General features: G+C 55.9%; 26 protein-coding genes and 1 other annotated feature (1 of these 27 only partly in view). All 26 genes read left to right on the plus strand.

Annotated elements, in window-relative coordinates; all coding sequences use genetic code 11:
- Positions 1 to 165, plus strand: partial view of an HAD family hydrolase gene (locus CBW65_RS08165; protein WP_087456420.1) — the end only. 489 nt of this gene lie to the left of the window's left edge; the window shows 165 of its 654 coding nt (coding positions 490-654); its start codon lies off the left edge, out of view; the stop codon is at positions 163 to 165.
- A 163-nt stretch (positions 166 to 328) separates the two neighbouring features.
- Positions 329 to 790 carry a CtsR family transcriptional regulator gene (locus CBW65_RS08170; RefSeq protein WP_087456421.1) on the plus strand — a complete coding sequence of 154 codons (462 nt, stop codon included), beginning with the start codon at positions 329 to 331 and terminating at the stop codon, positions 788 to 790.
- Between the two features lie 20 nt (positions 791 to 810).
- Positions 811 to 1,347 (plus strand): protein-arginine kinase activator protein McsA, encoded by a 537-nt coding sequence (locus tag CBW65_RS08175; protein ID WP_087456422.1) that lies wholly within the window; start codon positions 811 to 813, stop codon positions 1,345 to 1,347.
- A gap of 3 nt (positions 1,348 to 1,350) precedes the next feature.
- A complete protein-coding gene (locus CBW65_RS08180; RefSeq protein WP_087456423.1) occupies positions 1,351 to 2,427 on the plus strand; it encodes a protein arginine kinase in 1,077 nt (358 codons plus the stop codon).
- Positions 2,428 to 2,473: 46 nt separating this feature from the next.
- Positions 2,474 to 4,918 (plus strand): ATP-dependent Clp protease ATP-binding subunit, encoded by a 2,445-nt coding sequence (locus CBW65_RS08185; protein WP_087456424.1) that lies wholly within the window; start codon positions 2,474 to 2,476, stop codon positions 4,916 to 4,918.
- A 148-nt stretch (positions 4,919 to 5,066) separates the two neighbouring features.
- Positions 5,067 to 6,440, plus strand: coding sequence for a DNA repair protein RadA (radA, locus tag CBW65_RS08190; RefSeq protein ID WP_087456425.1), 1,374 nt, complete (start codon positions 5,067 to 5,069; stop codon positions 6,438 to 6,440).
- A 5-nt stretch (positions 6,441 to 6,445) separates the two neighbouring features.
- Positions 6,446 to 7,522 carry a DNA integrity scanning diadenylate cyclase DisA gene (disA, locus tag CBW65_RS08195; RefSeq protein WP_087456426.1) on the plus strand — a complete coding sequence of 359 codons (1,077 nt, stop codon included), beginning with the start codon at positions 6,446 to 6,448 and terminating at the stop codon, positions 7,520 to 7,522.
- Between the two features lie 28 nt (positions 7,523 to 7,550).
- Entirely contained in the window at positions 7,551 to 8,279 is a 729-nt protein-coding gene (gene pssA, locus CBW65_RS08200) for a CDP-diacylglycerol--serine O-phosphatidyltransferase (RefSeq protein WP_087456427.1), read from the plus strand.
- Between the two features lie 300 nt (positions 8,280 to 8,579).
- Positions 8,580 to 9,656 (plus strand): PIN/TRAM domain-containing protein, encoded by a 1,077-nt coding sequence (locus CBW65_RS08205; protein ID WP_087456428.1) that lies wholly within the window; start codon positions 8,580 to 8,582, stop codon positions 9,654 to 9,656.
- A gap of 74 nt (positions 9,657 to 9,730) precedes the next feature.
- Positions 9,731 to 10,426: a 2-C-methyl-D-erythritol 4-phosphate cytidylyltransferase gene (gene ispD / locus CBW65_RS08210; protein ID WP_087456429.1), complete on the plus strand. Its 696-nt coding sequence runs from the start codon at positions 9,731 to 9,733 to the stop codon at positions 10,424 to 10,426.
- Positions 10,423 to 10,902 carry a 2-C-methyl-D-erythritol 2,4-cyclodiphosphate synthase gene (ispF, locus tag CBW65_RS08215; protein ID WP_157721837.1) on the plus strand — a complete coding sequence of 160 codons (480 nt, stop codon included), beginning with the start codon at positions 10,423 to 10,425 and terminating at the stop codon, positions 10,900 to 10,902. The genes ispD and ispF overlap by 4 nt, the downstream gene beginning before the upstream one ends.
- Positions 10,903 to 10,954: 52 nt before the next feature.
- Positions 10,955 to 12,406, plus strand: coding sequence for a glutamate--tRNA ligase (gene gltX, locus CBW65_RS08220; RefSeq protein ID WP_087459165.1), 1,452 nt, complete (start codon positions 10,955 to 10,957; stop codon positions 12,404 to 12,406).
- 321 nt (positions 12,407 to 12,727) lie between these two features.
- On the plus strand, positions 12,728 to 13,402 hold the full coding sequence (gene cysE / locus CBW65_RS08225; RefSeq protein ID WP_087456430.1) for a serine O-acetyltransferase: 675 nt from the start codon (positions 12,728 to 12,730) through the stop codon (positions 13,400 to 13,402).
- On the plus strand, positions 13,383 to 14,771 hold the full coding sequence (gene cysS / locus CBW65_RS08230) for a cysteine--tRNA ligase (protein ID WP_087456431.1): 1,389 nt from the start codon (positions 13,383 to 13,385) through the stop codon (positions 14,769 to 14,771). Before cysE ends, cysS begins: the two co-directional genes overlap by 20 nt.
- A 4-nt stretch (positions 14,772 to 14,775) precedes the next feature.
- Positions 14,776 to 15,246, plus strand: a complete 471-nt coding sequence (locus tag CBW65_RS08235) for a Mini-ribonuclease 3 (protein ID WP_087456432.1) — start codon at positions 14,776 to 14,778, stop codon at positions 15,244 to 15,246.
- 159 nt (positions 15,247 to 15,405) lie between these two features.
- On the plus strand, positions 15,406 to 16,242 hold the full coding sequence (gene rlmB, locus CBW65_RS08240; RefSeq protein ID WP_198299840.1) for a 23S rRNA (guanosine(2251)-2'-O)-methyltransferase RlmB: 837 nt from the start codon (positions 15,406 to 15,408) through the stop codon (positions 16,240 to 16,242).
- A 14-nt stretch (positions 16,243 to 16,256) separates the two neighbouring features.
- Complete coding sequence (locus CBW65_RS08245; protein ID WP_087456434.1) at positions 16,257 to 16,769, plus strand: NYN domain-containing protein; 513 nt, start codon at positions 16,257 to 16,259, stop codon at positions 16,767 to 16,769.
- Positions 16,770 to 16,929: 160 nt separating this feature from the next.
- On the plus strand, positions 16,930 to 17,577 hold the full coding sequence (sigH, locus tag CBW65_RS08250) for an RNA polymerase sporulation sigma factor SigH (RefSeq protein WP_269768008.1): 648 nt from the start codon (positions 16,930 to 16,932) through the stop codon (positions 17,575 to 17,577).
- A 200-nt stretch (positions 17,578 to 17,777) separates the two neighbouring features.
- The gene (gene rpmG, locus CBW65_RS08255) at positions 17,778 to 17,927 is read left to right on the plus strand and encodes a 50S ribosomal protein L33 (protein WP_087456435.1); all 150 of its coding nucleotides are present in this window, start codon (positions 17,778 to 17,780) and stop codon (positions 17,925 to 17,927) included.
- A 30-nt stretch (positions 17,928 to 17,957) separates the two neighbouring features.
- The gene (gene secE, locus CBW65_RS08260) at positions 17,958 to 18,200 is read left to right on the plus strand and encodes a preprotein translocase subunit SecE (protein ID WP_087456436.1); all 243 of its coding nucleotides are present in this window, start codon (positions 17,958 to 17,960) and stop codon (positions 18,198 to 18,200) included.
- 66 nt (positions 18,201 to 18,266) lie between these two features.
- Positions 18,267 to 18,800 (plus strand): transcription termination/antitermination protein NusG, encoded by a 534-nt coding sequence (nusG, locus tag CBW65_RS08265; RefSeq protein WP_087459167.1) that lies wholly within the window; start codon positions 18,267 to 18,269, stop codon positions 18,798 to 18,800.
- Positions 18,801 to 18,905: 105 nt separating this feature from the next.
- Positions 18,906 to 19,331, plus strand: coding sequence for a 50S ribosomal protein L11 (gene rplK, locus CBW65_RS08270; RefSeq protein WP_087456437.1), 426 nt, complete (start codon positions 18,906 to 18,908; stop codon positions 19,329 to 19,331).
- Positions 19,332 to 19,437: 106 nt separating this feature from the next.
- Positions 19,438 to 20,121: a 50S ribosomal protein L1 gene (gene rplA / locus CBW65_RS08275; protein ID WP_087456438.1), complete on the plus strand. Its 684-nt coding sequence runs from the start codon at positions 19,438 to 19,440 to the stop codon at positions 20,119 to 20,121.
- Between the two features lie 71 nt (positions 20,122 to 20,192).
- Positions 20,193 to 20,331: a sequence feature (ribosomal protein L10 leader region), on the plus strand.
- 25 nt (positions 20,332 to 20,356) lie between these two features.
- Positions 20,357 to 20,848 carry a 50S ribosomal protein L10 gene (rplJ, locus tag CBW65_RS08280; protein ID WP_087456439.1) on the plus strand — a complete coding sequence of 164 codons (492 nt, stop codon included), beginning with the start codon at positions 20,357 to 20,359 and terminating at the stop codon, positions 20,846 to 20,848.
- A 50-nt stretch (positions 20,849 to 20,898) separates the two neighbouring features.
- Positions 20,899 to 21,264: a 50S ribosomal protein L7/L12 gene (gene rplL / locus CBW65_RS08285; RefSeq protein ID WP_087456440.1), complete on the plus strand. Its 366-nt coding sequence runs from the start codon at positions 20,899 to 20,901 to the stop codon at positions 21,262 to 21,264.
- A 116-nt stretch (positions 21,265 to 21,380) separates the two neighbouring features.
- On the plus strand, positions 21,381 to 21,989 hold the full coding sequence (locus tag CBW65_RS08290) for a class I SAM-dependent methyltransferase (RefSeq protein ID WP_087456441.1): 609 nt from the start codon (positions 21,381 to 21,383) through the stop codon (positions 21,987 to 21,989).
- Positions 21,990 to 22,124 lie beyond the last annotated feature (135 nt).

Below are 22,124 nucleotides of genomic sequence, written 5' to 3' on the forward strand. Positions count from 1 at the left end.
CAAAACGCGATCATGGTCGGCGACCGCAAATCGGACATTACCGCCGGAAGAGCGAATAATCTTTTTACGGTCGGGTGTGATTTTGGTTTTGCCGGGCAGAATGAGTTAGTGGAGGCCGACGTGGTCATCCAGCGTTTCCCTGATCTTTTGTCAAAGGTCAAATAAGGTCAAGATAATCAAAGATAGTCAAAGAAAGTCCAACCAGACCCTCAGAATTGCCTGAAAAACAGACTTGGGAATCGGTGAGGGTCTGCATATAATAAAGACAAAAGGTCAATATTAGTCAAAGTCAAACCTTCGAACCAGAGGAGGGGGGATCTCCGGCACCATGCGCAACATCTCTGACATCATTGAACAGCATATTAAGAAAATTATGTCCGGCGGCGGCAGCGGGATCTGTGAGATCAAGCGCAGCGAACTCGCCGACATGTTCAATTGTGTGCCCTCCCAAATCAACTACGTGATTTCCACACGCTTCACCATAGAAAAGGGATATGTCGTCGAATCGAAGCGCGGCGGCGGCGGTTTCATCCGCATCACCAAGGTCGGTCTTGAACTCAATCATACGTTGCACCGCGTCATCCTTGATCTGATGGGCAGTTCGGTCACCGCCAAGGAAGCGGAGGGCATGATCCAGCGCCTGCACGATGAAGGGGTGTTAAACCCCCGCGAAGCCCGCGTGATGCGCTCCGTGGTCTGCACCGACATTTTGGCGCTCACGCCCGCCATCCGCGACCAGATCCGCGCCAACTATCTGTCGGCGATGCTGGTCGCACTGCTCAAAGGATAAGCGCAGAAGGAGGAATACCGATGCTCTGTCAGCGTTGTCAACAACGGGACTCTACGGTTCATTTTACGAAGATTCTCAATGGAGAAAAGAGCGAGATCCATCTATGCGAAACGTGTGCCCGCGAAAACGGCGAGTTCATGATGAAGCCCGGCGAAAACTTTTCCTTTCACAATCTGCTCAGCGGATTGTTGGGATTTGAAAACGGGGGCGCCTTTGGTCAAATGTCGGGTGTGCAGAAGCCGCAGATCACCCGCTGCAACACCTGCGGCCTCAGCTACCAGCAGTTTGCCGAACTGGGCCGCTTCGGCTGCGCAGACTGCTACAGCAGTTTTGGCCCGCGCTTAGAACCGCTGCTCCGCCGCATCCACGGCGGCGCGACCACCCACACCGGGAAAGTGCCGCACCGCACCGGCGGGATCATCAAGCAGCGCAAACAGATTGAGACGCTCCGCAGCGAACTCCAGCAGAAGATCCAGATGGAACAGTTTGAAGAAGCCGCGACGCTCCGCGACCGGATTCGCGAACTGGAACAACTAAGCGAAGCAGGAGGGAACTAAAGGATGCCGATTCAAGATTTTGTGCACGACACCAGCCGCTGGATGAACGACGAAGGCCCGCACTCGGACATCGTCATCTCCACCCGCATCCGCCTTGCCCGCAACCTGATCGAACATCCGTTCCCGATGCTGCAAAGCGAGCACCAAGCCGATGAAGTGATCGAGCGGGTCCGCTCGGCGATCGAAAGCGACACGTTTGCCGAACAGGGCGGGGGGCGCTTCGAACTGATCCAGCTCGACACGATCACCGACCTCGACCTGAAGACGCTGGAGGAGAAATACCTCATCTCCAGCACGATGGTCGATCATGCTGCGCGTGGCGCTGCGGCGATTCGCGAAGATGAGCTGGTCTCGATCATGATCAATGAAGAAGACCATTTGCGCCTGCAAGTGCTGATGCCGGGCCTGCAGCTCGCCGAGGCGTGGGAGACGGCCAACCGGGTCGACGACCTGCTCGAAGCCAAGCTGAATTACGCGTTCGACGAACGCTTCGGCTACCTCACCGCCTGCCCGACCAACGTCGGCACCGGCATCCGCGCCTCGGTCATGCTCCACTTGCCAGCCCTTGTCGCCACTGGCCAGATCAACCGTGTGCTCTCCGCGCTCGGTCAGGTCGGACTGGTCGTGCGCGGCGTGCATGGCGAAGGGACGGAAGCGATCGGCAACCTCTTTCAGCTGTCCAACCAGATCACGCTTGGCGTGCCGGAAGAGGAAGTGATCCACAGCCTCGAATCGGTGGCGCAAAAGATCATCGAGCACGAGACGCAAGCCCGCACCTATCTCCTGCAGGAGAGCCGTGAGGACATCGAAGACCGCATCGCCCGCTCCTTTGGCATCCTCGCCTACGCGAGACGTTTGTCTGCCAAAGAGACGATGCAGCGCCTGTCTGACATTCGCCTCGGCATCGACCTTGGCGTGATCAAAGGCATGTCGAAAAACATTCTCAAAGAGCTGATGGTGATGACCCAGCCCGCCTTTTTGCAAAAAAAATCGGGGGTGGCGTTAGCGCCCGGCGAGCGCGATTTTCGCCGGGCCGAACTGGTCCGCGACAAGCTTCGCAGCGGAGCAGGTCATATCTGATCCCGGCTTTTGAATAAACTCAAATACCGCTTGGAGGTGGATTCCTATGATGTTTGGACGTTTTACGGAGCGAGCGCAAAAAGTGCTCGCCTTGGCACAGGAAGAAGCAAGCCGTCTCGGTCATTCCGGAGTAGGCACCGAGCACATTCTGCTCGGCCTCGTTCGCGAAGGGGAAGGCATCGCGGCAAAAGCGTTGGTGTCGCTTGGCCTCTCCAGCGATAAGATCCAAAAAGAAGTGGAAAAGATCATCGGCCGCGGTCCGGGCCAATCGGCCGGCATGGCCTACACCCCGCGCGCGAAAAAAGTGATCGAACTCTCGATCGACGAAGCGCGCAAGCTCGGCCACAACTATGTTGGCACCGAGCACATCCTGCTTGGCCTGATCCGTGAAGGCGAAGGCGTGGCAGCCCGCGTGCTCGCCAACCTCGGCGTCTCGCTGAACAAAGCCCGCCAGCAAGTCTTGCAGCTGCTCGGCGGCGACACGCACGAAGGGCATCAGGAGAACCCGCAGTCGGCGAACACCCCGACCCTCGACGGTCTGGCCCGCGACCTGACCCAGATGGCGCGCGATCAAAAACTGGACCCGGTCATCGGCCGCTCCAACGAGATCGAACGCGTCATCCAGGTCCTGTCCCGCCGCACGAAAAACAACCCGGTGCTGATCGGCGAACCGGGCGTTGGTAAAACTGCCATCGCTGAAGGCCTCGCCCAAAAAATCGTCGACAACGAGATCCCGGAGACCCTGCGCAACAAGCGCGTGATGGTGCTCGACATGGGCACCGTGGTCGCCGGCACGAAATATCGCGGCGAGTTCGAAGACCGCTTGAAAAAGATCATGGATGAGATCCGCGCGGCGGGCAACATCATCCTCTTCATCGACGAGTTGCACACCTTGATCGGTGCCGGCGGCGCAGAAGGCGCGATCGACGCGTCGAACATCCTGAAGCCTGCCCTCGCCCGCGGCGAACTGCAGTGCATCGGCGCGACCACGCTTGACGAATACCGCAAGCACATCGAGAAAGACGCGGCGCTGGAACGCCGTTTCCAGCCGATCACCGTCGACCAGCCGAACAAGGAAGAAGCGATCCTGATCCTGCACGGCCTGCGCGACCGCTATGAAGCGCATCACCGCGTGAAGATCCTCGACGAAGCGATCGATGCGGCCGTCAAGCTGTCCGACCGCTACATCACCGACCGCTTCCTGCCGGACAAAGCGATCGACCTGATCGACGAAGCGGCATCCCGCGTGCGCCTGCGCACCTACACCCAGCCGCCGAACCTCAAGGAGCTGGAAGAAAAGCTCGAAGACATCCGCTCCGAGAAAGAGTCGGCCGTCCAGTCGCAGGAATTTGAAAAAGCAGCCTCGCTGCGCGACACCGAGCAGAAGATCCGCGAAGAGCTGGAAAGCCGCAAGCAAGAGTGGCAGTCCAACCAAGTGAAAAAAGACTCCGAAGTCACCGCCGAAGACATCGCCGACATCGTCGCTTCCTGGACCGGCGTCCCGGTCAAGAAACTGGAAGCGGAAGAGTCGGAGCGCCTGCTTAAGATGGAAGAGATCCTGCATGAGCGCGTCATCGGCCAGGATGAAGCGGTCAAATCGATCTCCCGCTCGATCCGCCGCGCCCGCGCCGGCCTGAAAGATCCGAAGCGTCCGATCGGCTCCTTCATCTTCCTCGGCCCGACCGGCGTCGGTAAAACCGAGCTGGCGAAGTCCTTGGCAGACGTCATGTTTGGCGACGAAAATGCCATCGTGCGCATTGACATGTCCGAGTACGGCGAGCGTCATTCCACCGCGCGTCTGGTCGGAGCGCCTCCGGGCTATGTCGGCTACGAAGAAGGCGGCCAACTCACCGAGAAGATCCGCCGCAAGCCGTACTCCGTCGTGCTGTTCGATGAAATCGAAAAAGCGCATCCGGAAGTGTTCAACGTGCTTCTGCAAGTCCTCGATGACGGCCGCCTGACCGACTCCAAAGGCCGCACCGTCGACTTCCGCAACACGGTGATCATCATGACGTCCAACGTCGGGGCTGCCGCAATCAAGAAAGGCGGCGCGCTGGGCTTCACCGCCAACAAAGAAGCCAACTACGTCGACATGAAGGACCGCGTGATGGAAGAGCTGAAAAAGCAGTTCCGTCCGGAGTTCCTCAACCGGATCGACGACACGATCGTCTTCCACCAGCTGGAAGAGATCCACATCAAAGAGATCGTGACCCTGATGAGCGACGAACTGCGCCGCCGCCTGCGCGAGAACGACATCCACTTCGACCTCACGGATGAGGCGAAGGCATTCCTCGCGAAGGAAGGCTATGACCCGCAGTACGGCGCCCGCCCGCTGAAGCGTGCGATTCAGCGCCACATCGAAGACCAGCTGTCGGAAGCACTGCTCTCCGGCGCGGTCAAAAAAGGCGACAGCGTGCTGATCGATGCGACAGAAGGCCGCCTGGAAGTGAAAAACCAAGGGGCTGCACCTGCAGCACCGACCACCGTTTAATTCTTGAACAGGAGACCCGGTTTCGTGGATCACGCAACCGGGTCTTTTTTGCTGAGATCTGACAAGAACTGCCCTTGTTGATTCAAACTCTTTCCTATATGATGAAGATTGGAACCTTTTTGTAGGACATCTCAGAATGGGGACAATTATGGCAAAGTATAAATCAAAATTTGTGTGCCAAGACTGTGGATATGAAAGTCCCAAATGGATGGGCAAATGTCCGGGATGCGGTCAGTGGAATACGATGGCCGAAGAAGTTGTGAGCAAGCCAACTGCGCAGGTCGGCTCGCAAATCTTGCAGCAGTCCGAGCCTGCCATTGCACATAAGATCACCGAGATCAACACGGTGAACGAAGCGCGCACGCACAGCGGCCTGGTCGAATTTGACCGCGTGCTGGGCGGCGGTGTCGTCAAAGGATCGCTGGTGCTTGTCGGCGGCGACCCGGGGATCGGGAAATCGACCTTGCTGCTGCAAACGTCGAACTCGATCGCCGCGCGCGGCAACAAAGTGCTGTACGTATCGGGCGAGGAATCGGCGAAGCAGATCAAGTTGCGCGCAGACCGTCTGGAAGCATTGTCCGACAATCTGTACATTTTGCCGGAGACCGATCTGGAGCGGGTCGAGCAGCACATCAAGCTGCTCAATCCCGATTTTCTGATCGTCGACTCCATTCAGACCGTATACCGTCCCGGCCTGCAATCGGCGCCTGGCAGCGTCGGGCAGGTCCGCGAGTGCACCGCATTTTTGCTGCGCATTGCCAAGTCGCTCGATATCGCCACCTTTATCGTTGGTCACGTCACCAAAGAAGGCGCGATCGCAGGTCCGCGAATGCTGGAGCATATGGTCGACGCCGTGCTGTACTTTGAAGGCGAGCGTCACCACACCTACCGCATCTTGCGGGCGGTGAAAAACCGCTTTGGCTCGACCAACGAGATCGGGATTTTCGAGATGCGGGAAAAAGGGTTGGAGGAAGTGCACAACCCGTCCGAACTGTTTCTGTCCGAACGTCCGCACGGCGTCGCAGGCTCCTGCGTCATCGCCAGCATGGAGGGCACGCGCCCGGTGCTGGTCGAGATCCAGGCGCTGGTCACGCCTTCCAGCTACGGCAACCCGCGCCGCATGGCGACGGGGCTGGATCACAACCGCGTCAGCCTGATCATGGCGGTGCTGGAGAAGCGGATGGGGTTATACCTGCAGTCGCAGGATGCATATGTCAACGTGGCAGGCGGCGTTCGTCTCGATGAACCGGCTGTCGACCTCGGCATCGCTTTGGCGCTCGGATCTTCGTTCCGGGAGAAAGCGATGGGGCCGACCGACTGTTTTATCGGCGAAGTGGGACTCACCGGCGAAGTGCGCGGCGTATCGCGCATCGAGCAGCGGGTCCGGGAAGCGATGAAGCTCGGGTTCACCCGGGTGATCGTGCCGACGAAGAACCTGCGCGGCTGGCAGCCCCCGGCCGACATTCAAGTGATTGGTGTTGAGACGGTACAGGAGGCGTTCCAAGTAGCTTTAGGGGGATGACAGGGATGAGAGAAGATTTGAAAAAAGAAAACCTGATCAACAAAATCCTCCGCTTCATCGCACCTGGCACCCCGCTGCGGGACGGCTTGGAAAACGTGCTGCGGGCGAAGACGGGGGCTTTGATTGTGATCGGCAGTTCTCCACAGGTGATGGAGATCGTCGACGGCGGGTTTTCGATCAACTGCGAGTTTTCTTCGGCCGGCATGTATGAGCTGGCCAAGATGGACGGAGCGATCATTCTGTCCGATGACGGCAAGCGGATTCTGTATGCGAACACGCAGCTCAATCCCGACCCGTCGATCCCGTCTTTCGAGACGGGGACGCGCCATCGCACAGCGGAGCGCGTGGCGAAGCAGACCGGCCAACTGGTCGTCTGCATCTCCCAGCGCCGCGATGTGATCACGCTGTACCAGTCGAATTTCCGCTATACGCTGAAGGACATCGGCGTGATTTTGACCAAAGCCAATCAGGCGATCAACACGCTGGAGAAGTACAAATCGGTGCTTGATCAGGCGATGACCAACTTGTCGGCCTTGGAGTTTGAAGAGCTGGTCACCTTGCATGAAGTGGCGCTCGTCATTCAGCGCATCGAAATGGTCTTGCGCATCAAGTCGGAAATTCGCCGCTATATCACCGAATTGGGCACCGAAGGGCGACTTATTTCGATGCAGCTCGAAGAATTGGTCTCGAAAGTGGATGAAGAAGCGTATCTATTGGTGAAGGACTATTGCCGCGACCTCGATGTGACGCCGCACCACATTTTGCAGGAGCTGCACGCGCTCAATTCGGATGACTTGCTGGAAAGCAACATGCTGGTGAGAGTTTTGGGCTACTCGGGGAACATTAACATTACCGAAGAGCCTGTCTCCTCGCGCGGATACCGGATTTTGAACAAAATTCCGCGCCTCCCGCAGCCGGTCATCGAAAATTTGGTGGAAACCTTCAACGCTCTGCCACGTATTTTAACTGCGAGCATCGAAGAGCTCGATGATGTCGAAGGCATCGGCGAAGTCCGGGCCCGCGCCATCAAAGAAGGGCTCAAACGCATTTCCGAACAGGTCTTTATCGATCGGCACATCTAACCTGTCGGAGAGGGAGGTACGTACCTATATGCTAGTACGTCGCGCATTACCGAGCATGTTTACCGTCGGGAACTTATTTTTAGGTATTATATCGATTATCGTCGCATTCCAAGGCAACTTCGACTGGGCAGCGCTGCTGGTGATCATCGGCATGCTGCTCGACGGTCTTGACGGCCGGGTCGCAAGGATGCTCAACGCACAAAGCGAATTTGGCAAAGAACTCGACTCTTTGTCGGACGTGATTTCGTTTGGTGTGGCGCCTGCTTTTATCATGTACGGAGTGGTGCTGCACGAGATGGGCTGGGTCGGCACGGTGATCACCGCCGTGTTCCCGATCTGCGGGGCGCTGCGCCTGGCGCGTTTCAACGTCGCCACCGGTTCGCCGAACTACTTCATCGGCCTGCCGATCACCGCTGCCGGCGGTGTGCTGGCTACGCTGGCGCTCTACCATGACCTGCTGCCGGCGCCAAACATCACGCTGCCCTTGTTCATGGTGTTCCTCGCCTACCTGATGGTCTCGAACGTCAAGTACCCCAACTTCAAGAAAGTCGGGATTCCGAGATCAGCCTATTACATCGTGCCGCTGATTCTCTTGATCGTGTTGACCACCTTCATGTTCTGGCCGCAATACGTGAACCGGCTGATCTTCCTGCCGCTTGCTTTCTACGCGCTGTACGGCGTGTTAAAAAAAAACGGTAAGAAAAAATCCCGAAAAACGGAAGTTGTGGAAGATCCGTACGAAACGATAGCGAAGTAAAAATTACCTGCCGGAAAAGCCGCTTGGGGATGAAACCCCGGCGGCTTTTCTGCGTATGTATTGGGTACGGACACTTGTGCAATGCTGCAATCCACGTTGCATTCGACACAATGTGACTTTTTGTTGACGAATCATGTCTGACTGTGATAGTATAGATCATTTAAAATTGACTGTCCGGTTCGAGTGTGCTATGCTGGACTATGAACTCATCAAAGACGTCATCGGACGTCTTCTTTTCTTAAACCACGTTTTGACTGCCGTTTCATTGTCTATAATGCAAGATATGGAGGTGACATTCCTGTGTTAAAACGCATTGTGCATTTGTTTTTCGCCGTTATCGGGATTGTGCTGGGATACCAGTTTGCACCGGATTTGTTCAGTCTGATCTCACTTGACATCAATCCGTTTGTACATCCGATTTTCGGAGCCGTGTTAGGCGGTTCGCTGTTCATTCTGGCGACGAGCTGGATCGTTGATTATACGGTGAGTTTGATCAAATGGTTCGAAGAGAAGATGATCAAAACTCCGTTCCCCGACGTGATCGCCGGAGCGTTCGGGATGGTTCTCGGTCTTATCATTGCCTACCTGATGGCTCCGGCCATCGCGCTGATTCCGGTCGTCGGCAGCGTCGTGCAATTTTTCGCAAGCGTGCTGCTGGCTTACATGGGCTACCGCTTCTTCTTCACCAAACGCGAAGACCTGATGAACTTCTTCCCCGGCCGTCTGGGCGGCAAGGAGAAGGCCAAGGGTGAAGAGAAGCACCGTCCGGGCGAAGCGAAGATTCTCGATACGAGCGTCATCATCGACGGGCGCATCGCCGACATCGTGAAAACGGAATTCCTTGACGGCGTGCTCGTCATCCCGTCCTTTGTGCTGGAGGAGCTGCAGCATATCGCCGACTCGTCCGATGTGCTCAAGCGCAACCGCGGCCGCCGCGGGCTGGACATCCTGAACAAGATCCAGAAGGAATTGAAGATCAAAGTTCAGGTGATGGAGATCGACTTCGAAGAGATTCAGGAAGTCGATTCCAAGCTGGTGCGCCTCGCCAAGCAGATCAACGGGAAAGTCGTCACCAACGACTTCAACCTGAACAAAGTCTGTGAGCTGCAAGGCGTTGGCGTTCTGAACATCAACGATCTCGCCAACGCGGTGAAGCCGGTCGTGCTGCCGGGCGAAGAGATTTTTGTGCAAGTGATCAAAGACGGCAAGGAGCACAACCAAGGGGTCGGCTACCTCGATGACGGCACGATGATCGTCGTCGAAGGCGGACGCGATTTTATCGGCACCCGCCTCGAAGTGCTGGTCACCTCGGTGCTGCAGACCTCTGCCGGCCGGATGATTTTTGCCAAGCCGAAAATGCTTGAGCGTGCCTTGTAACATCGAAGCGCCGTACCCTCGTGGTGCGGCGCTTTTTCCTGATTGGAGTCGTGATTGAAAGAGGGGAATGACCTGTGCATACAGAAGTGATTGTAGTCGCAGCCGGCAGCGGTTCGCGCATGGGCAGCGACATCAAAAAACAATACCTGCCGCTGGCAGGGGCGCCGATCTTGATCCGCACCTTGCAGGCATTGGCCGAATGTTCGTCCGTTGATCGGATGGTATTGGTCGTCTCGGAAGATGATAGGGAGTATGTACATACGCTTTGCCAAGAACATCAGATGATGAAAATCGGCGCGATCGTCGCCGGGGGCCGGGAGCGACAAGACTCGGTGCGCCGGGGACTGGCCGCTTTGGATGAAAAAACGGAGCTGGTTGCCGTCCACGATGCGGCGCGTCCGCTCGTCACGATGGAAGAAGTGGAAGCCGTGCTGGCCGCTGCCCGAACCAAAGGGGCGGCGACGCTTGGCGTGCCGGTCAAAGACACGATCAAGCGGGTCGCAGAGGGTCTGGTCCAAGAGACCTTGCCGCGCAGCGAGCTGTTTGCGGTGCATACCCCGCAGGCGTTTCACCGCAGGGTCTTGGAAGACGCGCACCAGCGTTCGCTGGAAGTTGGCGGTCTGGGCACCGATGACGCCTCGCTCGTCGAATGGGCGGGCGTGCCGGTCACGATGGTTGAAGGGCGATATACGAATTTGAAAATTACCACGCCGGACGATCTGGTGATCGCCGAAGCGTTATGGAAATTGAAAGGGGAAAGAGTGCGATGATGCGAGTGGGCATGGGATATGACGTGCATCAGCTGGTCGAAGGACGCGACCTGATCCTGGGCGGTGTGCTGATTCCACACGAGAAAGGGCTGCTCGGGCATTCCGATGCTGATGTTCTTTTGCATGCGATCAAAGACGCGCTGCTCGGCGCGATTGCAGAAGGCGATATCGGCAAGCATTTTCCGGACACGGATGAGCGTTTCAAAGGGGCGGACTCGCTCAAACTGCTCACCCACGTCTGGAGCATGGTCAAAGAGCGCGGCTACGTGCTGGCCAACCTCGACTGCGTCATCATGGCGGAGCGTCCGAAACTGCGCCCGTACATCGATGAAATGCGCGGCGTGATCGCCCGCGAGCTGGAAGCGGAACTGGGGCAGGTCAACGTCAAAGCGACGACGACCGAAAAACTCGGCTTTGTCGGCCGCGAAGAAGGCATGGCCGCACAAGCGGTGGTGCTTCTCGTCAAACAATCCTAACTTTGGTACAATACTTGGGTACGCTGGGAAGAATCTATTTTTCATGGGGGTCCTGAAAATGACGGTACGTTTACGTTATGCACCAAGTCCGACCGGACATTTACATATCGGCGGCGCGCGCACCGCGCTGTTCAACTATCTGTTTGCCAAGAAACACGGCGGCACTTACATCCTGCGCATCGAGGACACCGACCAGGCGCGCAACAAAGAAAACGCGGAGCAAGGCTTCATGGAAGGCTTCCGCTGGCTCGGCCTGAACTGGAATGAAGGCCCGCAGGTGGGCGGCGAATACGGCCCGTACTCCTGCATGGAGCGCCTCGACATCTACCAGCAGCACACCGATCAGCTGCTGGCCAGCGGTCAGGCGTACTATTGCTACTGCACCGAGGCCGAACTGGAAGCGGAGCGCGAAGAGCTGGCGGCGAAAGGCGAACTGCCGCGCTACCTCGGCAAATGCCGCCATCTGACGGCGGAAGACCGCGCCAAGCATGAGAGCGAAGGGCGCAAGCGGACGATCCGTTTCCGCGTGCCGGAAGACAAGGTCTACTCTTTTAATGACATGATCCGCGGCACGGTGGAATTCGAATCGAACGGCATCGGCGATTTTGTTATCGTCAAATCGGACGGCATCCCGACCTATAACTTTGCTGTCACCATCGACGATGCGCTGATGCAGATCTCCCATGTCGCGCGCGGCGAAGAGCATCTCTCCAACACCCCGCGTCAATTGATGATCTATGAAGCGTTTGGCTGGCCGCAGCCGCTGTTTGCGCACCTGCCGCTGATCCTGAACGAAACGGGCAAGAAGCTGTCCAAGCGCGACGAGTCGATCGTCCAGTTTATCGAGCAGTACGCAGAGCTTGGCTACCTGCCGGAAGCGATCAACAACTTCCTCGCGCTGCTCGGCTGGTCCCCGACCGTCGAACAGGAGATCTTCTCGCTGGAAGAGCTGGTTGAACAGTTTTCCTTTGACCGCGTGTCCAAGTCCGGAGCGATTTTTGACAAGGACAAGCTGGCGTGGATGAATGGCCAGTACATCAAATCGGCCGACCTCGACCGCATCGTCGATCTCGCCGCTCCGTTCCTGCAGTCGGCCGGCCGCATCGGCGCCGAGTATGACCGCGCCTGGGTCTCGCAGCTCGTTGCTTTGTACAAAGACGGCATGCTGGCCGTTTCGGAAATCGTGCCTTTGTCGGAGCTGTTCTTCACCGATGGAGTTGCATACGATGAAGAAGCAAAAGCAGTTTTGGCGGAAGAGACCGCGCCCCTCGTGCTGAAAGCATTCCGCGACAAGGTGCTGGCGCTGAGCGAATTCACCGCCGAAACGATCCAAGCCGCGCTGAAAGAAGTGCAAAAAGAGACCGGCATCAAAGGCAAAGGGCTGTTCATGCCGACCCGCGTGGCGGCGACCGGCCAGCTGCACGGCCGCGATCTCAACCAGACCCTGGCGTTGCTGGGCCGGGAAAAAGTGGCCGAGCGCATCGGAAAGTTGATTGAACTGTAAGCTTTTGTTAGGATAGAGAGACAATCCAAGATGTGCAGATCGTAAAGATCATGCGCAAGGAAGAAGTAAAGAAGCACGACCTGACAGAGAGCACCGCCGCGAAGCATTTCGGCACGCGGGTGAGAGCGGTTGCGAGGAGACGGCTTTTTGAATGCGCCTTGCGGTTTGCGGGAGGAAATGCCCGACGGATCACCTCCGTTATCAGGTGCAGAAGCGGGTGCTTTTGATCGTAAAAGCATCAAGCAGAGTGGAACCACGGTGATTCGACCGTCTCTGTCTATTGGCAGAGGCGGTTTTTTATTTGGGGAGGAGTGGATGTAAATGTTGGGACGGATGCGGGAAGATATCCAAGTCATTTTTGACCGTGACCCGGCGGCACGCTCCACATTGGAAGTGGTGTTGACCTACTCGGGCCTGCATGCCTTGTGGGCGTATCGTGTTTCGAATTGGCTGTGGAGAGCGAATCTGCGGACTCTGGCGCGACTGAACTCGCAACTGGCGCGCTGGGTGACCGGGATTGAGATCCATCCGGGGGCGACGATCGGACGCCGCCTGTTCATCGACCATGGGATGGGTGTGGTGATCGGGGAGACGGCGGAGATCGGCAATGACTGCACCTTGTACCAAGGCGTTACCCTCGGCGGCACAGGCAAAGAAAAAGGCAAGCGCCATCCGACCTTGGGCGACAACGTGCTGATCGCCTCGGGCGCGAAAGTGCTGGGGTCGTTTACGATCGGCGCGGGCTCGAAAGTCGGCGCGGGCTCGGTCGTGCTGCGCGAAGTGCCGCCAAACTCGACGGTGGTGGGGATTCCCGGCAAAGTGGTGATTCAGGACGGACGCCGCGTGGATGATATGGAGCAGTGCAACCTGCCCGACCCGGTCGCAGAGCAGATCAAACAGTTGCAGCAGCAGATTGATGACTTGAAGAACGAATTGGAAACACTACGTACACAAGAAGGGGGAGTGCGCGATGTCAATGTCAATACAGGTATATAACTCACTGACTCGCCAGAAAGAGCTTTTTCAAAGCATAGAGCCGGGCAAAGTCAAAATGTATGTCTGCGGCCCGACCGTCTATAACTATTTTCATATTGGCAACGCGCGGCCGTTCGTTGTCTTCGATATGATCCGCCGTTATTTTGAATATAAAGGCTATGAAGTCAACTATGTGCAGAACTTTACCGATGTTGATGATAAGATCATCAAGCGCGGTCACGAAGAAGGCCTGACCCCGCAGGAAGTGGCCGACAAGTATATCGACAGCTATTTTGCCGATGCGGACGCCTTGCATGTGCGCCGCGCCACCGCTCATCCGCGAGTGACCGAAGAGATGCGCGAGATCATCGAGTTTATCGAGGATCTGATCCAGCGCGGCCATGCCTATGAGTCGCAGGGCGACGTCTATTTTGACACGACGACGTTCGAAGGGTACGGCAAGCTGTCCGGCCAGACGCTGGAGAATCTGATCGCCGGCGCCCGCGTCGAAGTGAGCGATCTCAAGCGCAACCAGACCGATTTTGCGCTCTGGAAATCGGCCAAAGCCGGCGAGATCGCTTGGGATTCCCCGTGGGGACCGGGTCGTCCGGGCTGGCACATCGAGTGCTCGGCGATGAGCATGAAGTATCTCGGCGAGCAGATCGACATTCACGGCGGCGGTGTCGACCTGACCTTCCCGCACCATGAGAACGAGCTGGCGCAGACCGAGGCTTGCACGCACAAGCCGTTTGCCACCTATTGGATGCACAACGCGTTTGTGAACCTCGGCAATGAAAAAATGTCCAAGTCGACCGGCAATTTCCTGACCGCCCGCGACCTGCTGCAAAAATATGACGGGACGGTGCTGCGCTTCCTGCTGCTCTCCGCGCATTACCGCAACCCGGTCAATTTTTCCGAAGAGCTGGCGGAGAATGCCAAAGCGGGCTATGAGCGGATCACGACGGCGCTCTTGAACTTGAAACACCGATTAGAGAGCGCGCCTGCGGGTCATGCTGATACTGTAGACGCTGACAAATACCGCACGGCATTTGAAGCGGCGATGAACGATGACTTCAACTCTGCCGATGCGATCACGGCGATTTTTGACCTCGTGTCGGATGCCAATGTGTATTTGCGCAGTGAGCAGGTGGAACAAGGGGCGCTGCAGGCGTACCTGCAGCTGATCGAAGAGTTCCTCGATGTGCTGGCTTTGGGTCCGGCAGATGAAGACGCCGGGCTGGACGCACAGGTGGAAGCGTTGATTCAAGAGCGCAACGACGCCCGCAAGTCGAAAAATTGGGGCCGGGCCGACGAGATCCGCGATGAGCTGACCGCGATGGGCATCGTGCTGGAAGACACGCCGCAGGGCGTACGCTGGAGACGGAAGTGAGACCATGGCAGAAGAAGTGACGGAAACGACAGAAGCAACAGGCGTGCAGGGGCTGTTTAACACAGCGGCCAAACCGGTCAAGAAGCCGCACGAGATGACCGGCCTCGCCCTCGCCTACATGGGGGATGCGGTCTGGGAGATCATCATCCGTGAGCATCTCTTGCAAAAAGGCGAGATGAAGCCGGACCGCCTGCACAAATTCGCAACCAAATTTGTCAAAGCCAAAGCGCAGTCGGATGTGCTGCACATGCTGCTGCCGGGCTTGAGCGAAGAAGAATTGTCGATCGTCAAGCGCGGGCGCAATGCCAAGTCGGGCTCCACGCCGAAAAACGGCAGCCTGATCGACTATCGCCACGCGACCGGATTTGAGAGCCTGATGGGCTATCTTTATCTGCGCGGCGAGTATGCGCGCCTGCACGAGCTGGCCGGCGCTGCGATTCAATGGCTTTTGGATGAGACGAACCAACCAACATAGACACTAACCGAAAAGGGATGAATCCATATGAGAAAAAACACGAGAGATAAAGCACCGCGCGGACGCAAAGGGCCGGGCGCAGCAGACCGCAGAGGACCGGGGGCAGGACGCACCGGCGGCGGAGACCGCAAAGGACCTGGCGCAGAGCGCAAAGGCCCGATGGCAGACCGCCGCGGACCGGCTGCAGACCGCGACCGTGAGCGTGAACGCGTAGTTCGTCCGGAACGCATCGAGCGCGACCAAGTGTCGTTTGAAGGCGGCAACGAGCAGGTCGAAGGGCGCCATCCGGTGATGGAAGCGCTGCGTGCGGGGCGTGAGATCAACAAGATCCTCGTCGCAGAAGGCGCGCAAGGCTCGATCACCGAGCTGCTTGGCAAAGCACGTTCGAAAAACATCATCATCCAGACCGTTCCGCGCACCAAGCTTGACCAGATCTCCGAAGGGCGCAACCACCAGGGGATCATCGCCTACATCGCGGCGAAAGAGTATGTGGAACTCGATGTGATCGTGCAGGCGGCAAACAACTCGCCGCGTCCGGGCCTGATCGTCGTGCTCGACGAGATCGAAGACCCGCACAACCTCGGCTCGATCCTGCGTACGGCAGACGGGGTTGGCGCGCACGGCGTGATCATTCCGAAGCGCCGCGCCGTTCCGCTGACAGCAACGGTGGCCAAAGCATCGGCCGGCGCGATCGAACATGTGCCGGTGGCGCGCGTCGCCAACATCTCGCAGACGATCGAGCAGCTGAAAAAAGACGGCTACTGGGTGGTCGGCACCGACGTGGACGGCGAAAACATGTACCATCAAGTCGAGATGACCGGCCCGACCGTGCTGGTGATCGGCAACGAAGGCAAAGGGCTTGGCGAAGTGGTCAAAAAGCGCTGCGACTATCTGGTGCGCCTGCCGATGGTCGGTCAAGTGCAATCGCTCAATGCCGGCGTGGCGACCGGCATCCTGCTGTACGAAGTGCTTCGTCAGCGCGGCGAAAAGAAGTAGTTGGCTGAACTCTCATGCGTGAAGTCCTGATTGTTGACGGGTACAACATCATCGGCGACTGGCCGGAGCTTCGCGATTTGAAATACGAACGTCTCGAAGCGGCGCGTGACAAGCTGGTCGATGACCTCAAAGAGTACAAGGCGTTCACCGGGCGCGAGGTGATCATCGTGTTTGATGCGCACCTCGCCTCAGGCGGACAGACCGAAGAGGTGATCTCCGGCATCAAGATCCTCTATTCCAAGCACGAGGAGACGGCCGACGAGCTGATCGAGCGGCTGGTGTACGAGCTCCTGCGCGAGAAAGTCAGAATGCATATCTACGTGGCGACCGGCGACTACGTGGAGCAGCAAGTCACCTTCGGGGGAGGAGCGCTGCGCATCACAGCGCGCGAACTGAAGACGGACGTGAAGAACGCCAAACGCCAGATTCGGGAAAACGTGGAGAAAAGAAACAATACCAGAAACGTCATCGACGATCATCTTTCCCCGCAAGTGCGGGAGATGTTCGAGAAATGGCGCAGAGGATAGACCGTCGAAGCCAAAAACTTCCGGCGGTTTTTTCTTTGTTCAAAATTTGTTCAAATATTGGAGGAGGAAATGACGGAAGTTAGCAATTGACCCTGCTAGATTACATAAAGTATAATGAGTTCATCATTGGCGCTACGCCTCATAGTCGGAGGGATGAGAGTTGACAAGCATTCCTACAGGTCAAGTGCAGCATGAACTTGAAGCGATGTCTGATGAAGACTTGGTCGAACTTGTGCGACAGGGCGATGACGAAGCGCTTGAACATTTGATCCATAAATACAAAAACTTCGTACGGGCCAAGGCCCGCTCCTATTTTCTGATCGGCGCGGACCGCGAGGACATCGTGCAGGAAGGCATGATCGGCTTATACAAGTCGATTCGCGACTTCCGCGATGACAAGCTGGCTTCCTTCAAGGCTTTTGCTGAACTGTGCATCACCCGTCAGATCATCACAGCGATCAAGACGGCGACGCGTCAGAAGCACATTCCTTTGAATTCTTACGTTTCCTTGGACAAGCCGATCTACGATGAAGATTCGGATCGTACGCTGCTCGATGTGATCTGCGGCTCCCGTGTCACCGACCCGGAAGAGCTGATCATCAACCAGGAAGAGTTTGATGACATCGAGGTGCGAATGGGCGAGATATTGAGCGACTTGGAGCGCAAGGTCCTGATGCTCTACCTCGACGGACGATCCTATCAGGAGATCGCCGTCGATCTGAAGCGCCATGTCAAGTCGATCGACAACGCACTGCAGCGGGTGAAACGCAAGCTGGAACGCTATTTGGAAATTCGGGACGTTATTTGAGAAGAAGAGGCGGGCCGTTTCACAGCCCGTCTTTTTTTGTTGCCCGCATTTTTCCGCCGTTTAACGGTGGTCAATGTTGTCAATCCTAGTATCAAGGCAGTTCGGTTGACATCAACTATGCGTTGTGCTAAATTTATATGGGTATCCATGAGAATGGACAAGTTTTGATATTTAGAGCATCCAGCTAGGAGGTGTCATAGATGCGAGTTAACGTGACCCTGGCTTGCACCGATTGCAAGCAACGCAACTACATCACCAAAAAGAATAAGAAGAACAACCCCGACCGCATCGAGTTGAAGAAGTTTTGCAAGTTCTGCAACACTCATACTGCGCACCGTGAAACTCGCTAATGGTGCCCTTTTTTAAGGGGGAAATCACACATGGCTAGTTCTAGTTCTGTTGCAGGTGAACAAAAGCAGTCCCGCCCGGGTTTTTTCAAGCGTTCGACCCAGTTTTTCAAGGACGCTTGGGGCGAGCTGAAGCGCGTTCGCTGGCCTAACCGCAAGGAGCTTACAAGCTACACTTTGGTGGTTATGGGAACGTGTATTTTCATCATCCTCCTGGTCTTTGGTTTTGACCTCGGGATCAGCTACCTGCTCGAGTTGATGGGGCTGGGAGCGTAACAAGACACAGTAACTTTTCACCAAACAAGGGGGGAAGGGCATCCTGCCCTCGCGTACATGGAACAATTGGAGAAACGCTGGTATGTCGTGCATACCTACTCTGGTTACGAAAACAAGGTGAAGACCAACCTTGAAAAGCGCGTGCATTCGATGGAGATGGAAGACAAGATTTTCCGTGTCCTCGTCCCTGTGGAAGAGGAGACGGAGATCAAAAACGGCAAGAAGAAATCGGTTATGCGCAAGGTCTTCCCGGGCTACGTGCTCGTTGAGATGATCATGACCGACGATTCTTGGTATGTCGTGCGCAACACACCAGGTGTAACAGGCTTTGTCGGGTCCGCTGGGGCTGGTTCCAAGCCGACTCCTCTGTTGCCGTCTGAAGTCAAGACCATCCTTAAGTCTATGGGTGTGGATGAGACTCGCAAAAAGGTGGATTATACCCTCAAAGAAGCCGTTCGTATCGTCGAAGGGCCGTTTGCAAACTTTGTGGGTTCGATCGAGGAGATCCAAGAGGACAAGCAGAAGCTCAAAGTTCTGGTCTCTATGTTCGGACGCGAAACCCCACTTGAGCTTGACTTCGAACAGGTGGAGAAGTTATAATCTTGTCTGGTATTGCGTTGGTCTGTGATCTCACCCATCATGGGCCAATTTTAGTGGGAGGGCTTGTCCCGTTGACCACATCTTGTGAAGAAGGAGGTGGACGTAGTGGCTAAAAAAGTTACCAAAATCGTGAAGCTGCAAATTCCGGCAGCAAAGGCCACCCCTGCTCCGCCGGTAGGTCCGGCGCTTGGTCAGGCTGGGGTAAACATCATGGGCTTCTGCAAAGAGTTCAACGCTCGTACCGCTGAACAGGCAGGCCTGATTATCCCGGTTGTCATCACGGTTTATGAAGACCGTTCCTTTACTTTCGAAACGAAGACTCCGCCGGCAGCTGTTCTGCTCAAAAAAGCAGCAGGCATCGAGTCCGGTTCCGGCGAACCGAACAAGAAGAAAGTTGCAACTGTTAAGCGTGACAAGGTTCGCGAAATCGCTGAATCCAAAATGGTTGACCTCAACGCTGCGAATGTGGAATCCGCAATGCGTATGGTTGAAGGCACCGCACGCTCTATGGGCATCGTAATCGAAGACTAATCACTTGAATTAGCTTCGTTTCTTCGTCGGGTTGGCGGGTCTCTGCCAACCCTTATTCGTGGGAGGTTACTTTGTACCGTCATTACCACATAAGGAGGAAAGATCAATGGCAAAAGTAGGCAAGAAATATGCTGAAGCTGTAAAGCTCGTTGATCGCGATACTCAGTACGACGTGGCTGAGGCGATCGAGCTCGTAAAGAAGACCGCTGTTGCAAAGTTCGACGAAACTGTCGAAGTTGCTTTCCGTCTGGGCGTTGACCCGAAGAAAGCTGACCAGGCAATCCGCGGTGCGGTTGTTCTGCCGCATGGCACCGGTAAAGTATCTCGCGTACTCGTGTTCGCGAAAGGTGACAAGGCGAAAGAAGCAGAAGCTGCAGGCGCAGATTTCGTTGGCGATGAAGACATGATCAACAAGATCAACCAAGGCTGGTTCGATTTCGACGCTGTCGTCGCAACTCCGGACATGATGGCTTCGGTTGGTAAACTCGGCCGCGTTCTTGGTCCGAAGGGTCTCATGCCGAACCCGAAGACCGGTACCGTTACGTTCGACGTGACCAAGGCTGTTAATGAGATCAAAGCTGGTAAGATCGAATACCGCGTTGACCGTGCTGGTAACATCCATGCACCGATCGGCAAAGTTTCCTTCGAATCTGACAAGCTGATCGAGAACCTCAACACGCTGGTTGATACCCTTCAAAAAGCGAAGCCGGCTTCCGCGAAAGGCCAGTACATGCGCAACGTTACCGTGTCCTCCACCATGGGCCCGGGCGTGAAGATCAACCTGCAATAATTTAACACAAAGAATCGAATGCAATATGCTTTGACTTTCGCGGTCAAGCATGATAATATAGCTTCTGTTGCGAAGTGAATAACAACGAACCGCAGACAGCAGGTGTCGAGGCAACTCGACTTAATGTCCTGCCGAGGTCAAGAAGTGATAACCTTTAACTAGGTAACTTATGCCCTCGTAGACTGTCTGCGGGGGTTTTCTTCTTGATCAAAGAAGCACACAGGAGGTGTAACGAATGGGAATCCGTGAGGAAAAAGTAACTCTCGTCAATGAGATTGCTGAGAAGCTTCAGAACTCCAAGTCCACGATCATCGCTGACTACCGCGGTCTGACCGTGGCGGAAGCGACCGAACTGCGTAAGCGTCTGCGCGAAGCAGGTATCGAGTTCCGCGTTCTGAAGAACACCATGACCCGTCGTGCTGCTGAACAAGTCAACTTGGGCGAAGTCAACCAATACCTGACCGGCCCGAACGCAATCGCGTTCTCCAATGACGATGTTGTAGCACCGGCTAAAATCCTCAACACTTTCGCGAAAGAGCACAAAGCTCTGGAACTGAAAGCTGGTATCGTTGAGGGCAAGGTGATTGGCCTTGAAGAAGTAACGGCTCTGGCAGAACTGCCGAACCGCGAAGGTCTGCTTTCCATGCTGCTTAGCGTCCTTCAAGCTCCGATGCGCAACCTGGCATACGCTGTATCTCAGATTGCTGACCAGAAAGAGCAAGCGTAACTTTTACGCACAAACAACTACACTTACACCATTTCTAGGAGGTCTCTCTAATGTCTAAAGAACAAATCATTGAAGCCATTAAAGGCATGTCCGTTCTCGAACTGAACGACCTGGTAAAAGCAATCGAAGAAGAATTCGGCGTAACCGCTGCAGCTCCGATGGTTATGGCTGGCGGCGCAGCTGGCGGCGCGGTTGCTGAAGAGCAATCCGAATTCGACGTAATCCTGACCTCTGCTGGCGCTTCCAAGATCAACGTAATCAAAGTTGTTCGCGAAATCACCGGCCTGGGCCTGAAAGAAGCAAAAGAAATCGTTGACAACGCTCCGAAAGCTCTGAAAGAAAAGATCTCCAAAGAAGAAGCTGACGGCATCAAAGCTAAGCTTGAAGAAGCTGGCGCAGCTGTTGAAGTTAAGTAATTGCCCTTACGGCGATAAGAAGCACCTTGCCTCGTTGCAGGGTGCTTTTTTTATGAAGTTTTCCCACTACTAGATAATGAAGGAATTGGGCAAAGTATACATTGGGAGGTGTGTTCGTGGGCGATCATTATTTTACCAACCAGCCAAATGTGGAACACGACATCCGCACCATCCGCGTCACCTTGCGCGGTTTCAACCTCACGTTTTGGACGGACGCCGGCGTTTTTTCCAAAGGAGGCGTCGACTTCGGCAGCCAGCTCTTAATTGAAACGATGCAGATTCCGGAGGGGGCGAAAGTTCTCGATGTCGGCTGCGGCTACGGACCGATCGGGATCACCGCCGCACTCCTCGCCGGAAGCGGAGATGTCACGCTGGTCGATGTCAACGAACGTGCAGTGGAACTGGCGCAGAAAAATATCGAGCAGAACTTGGCGCCGGGTGCGAAGGCAATCGTCAGCGATCGTTTTGAAAAAGTGGCCGGTGAGAAATTTGATGTGATCTTGACCAATCCGCCGATTCGCGCCGGCAAAGCGGTGGTGCACTCGATCTTTGAACGGGCGCCCGAACATCTCACCGAGACTGGCGAGCTGTGGGTGGTCATTCAAAAGAAGCAAGGCGCGCCGTCTGCGAAGAAAAAGCTCGAAGAGCTGTTCGACAGCGTGGAGGATGTCGCTCGGGACGCCGGGTTTCGGATTTTCCGCTGTCAAGGGGTTTTGCAGAATTGATGCGGAAAGTAAGAAGCTTCTAGGTTGACACTGTTTTTCCATTGTAGTATAGTTATGAAATGCATACTGCCAAATTGCCCCCATGCGCAGTTTTTCACGAATCTGTACGTGTTTAGGGAATGATTTGTGAATAAT

This window comes from Tumebacillus avium (assembly GCF_002162355.1).
Lineage (GTDB): Bacteria > Bacillota > Bacilli > Tumebacillales > Tumebacillaceae > Tumebacillus_A > Tumebacillus_A avium.

What these genes read in the sequence shown, in the direction of transcription:
- CBW65_RS08170 (WP_087456421.1), top strand. Translation starts at nt 329, where the DNA reads ATGCGCAACATCTCTGACATCATTGAACAGCATATTAAGAAAATTATG.
- CBW65_RS08175 (WP_087456422.1), top strand. Translation starts at nt 811, where the DNA reads ATGCTCTGTCAGCGTTGTCAACAACGGGACTCTACGGTTCATTTTACG.
- CBW65_RS08180 (WP_087456423.1), top strand. Translation starts at nt 1,351, where the DNA reads ATGCCGATTCAAGATTTTGTGCACGACACCAGCCGCTGGATGAACGAC.
- CBW65_RS08185 (WP_087456424.1), top strand. Translation starts at nt 2,474, where the DNA reads ATGATGTTTGGACGTTTTACGGAGCGAGCGCAAAAAGTGCTCGCCTTG.
- radA (WP_087456425.1), top strand. Translation starts at nt 5,067, where the DNA reads ATGGCAAAGTATAAATCAAAATTTGTGTGCCAAGACTGTGGATATGAA.
- disA (WP_087456426.1), top strand. Translation starts at nt 6,446, where the DNA reads ATGAGAGAAGATTTGAAAAAAGAAAACCTGATCAACAAAATCCTCCGC.
- pssA (WP_087456427.1), top strand. Translation starts at nt 7,551, where the DNA reads ATGCTAGTACGTCGCGCATTACCGAGCATGTTTACCGTCGGGAACTTA.
- ispF (WP_157721837.1), top strand. Translation starts at nt 10,423, where the DNA reads ATGATGCGAGTGGGCATGGGATATGACGTGCATCAGCTGGTCGAAGGA.
- cysE (WP_087456430.1), top strand. Translation starts at nt 12,728, where the DNA reads ATGTTGGGACGGATGCGGGAAGATATCCAAGTCATTTTTGACCGTGAC.
- cysS (WP_087456431.1), top strand. Translation starts at nt 13,383, where the DNA reads ATGTCAATACAGGTATATAACTCACTGACTCGCCAGAAAGAGCTTTTT.
- CBW65_RS08235 (WP_087456432.1), top strand. Translation starts at nt 14,776, where the DNA reads ATGGCAGAAGAAGTGACGGAAACGACAGAAGCAACAGGCGTGCAGGGG.
- rlmB (WP_198299840.1), top strand. Translation starts at nt 15,406, where the DNA reads ATGGCAGACCGCCGCGGACCGGCTGCAGACCGCGACCGTGAGCGTGAA.
- CBW65_RS08245 (WP_087456434.1), top strand. Translation starts at nt 16,257, where the DNA reads ATGCGTGAAGTCCTGATTGTTGACGGGTACAACATCATCGGCGACTGG.
- rpmG (WP_087456435.1), top strand. Translation starts at nt 17,778, where the DNA reads ATGCGAGTTAACGTGACCCTGGCTTGCACCGATTGCAAGCAACGCAAC.
- secE (WP_087456436.1), top strand. Translation starts at nt 17,958, where the DNA reads ATGGCTAGTTCTAGTTCTGTTGCAGGTGAACAAAAGCAGTCCCGCCCG.
- rplA (WP_087456438.1), top strand. Translation starts at nt 19,438, where the DNA reads ATGGCAAAAGTAGGCAAGAAATATGCTGAAGCTGTAAAGCTCGTTGAT.
- rplJ (WP_087456439.1), top strand. Translation starts at nt 20,357, where the DNA reads ATGGGAATCCGTGAGGAAAAAGTAACTCTCGTCAATGAGATTGCTGAG.
- rplL (WP_087456440.1), top strand. Translation starts at nt 20,899, where the DNA reads ATGTCTAAAGAACAAATCATTGAAGCCATTAAAGGCATGTCCGTTCTC.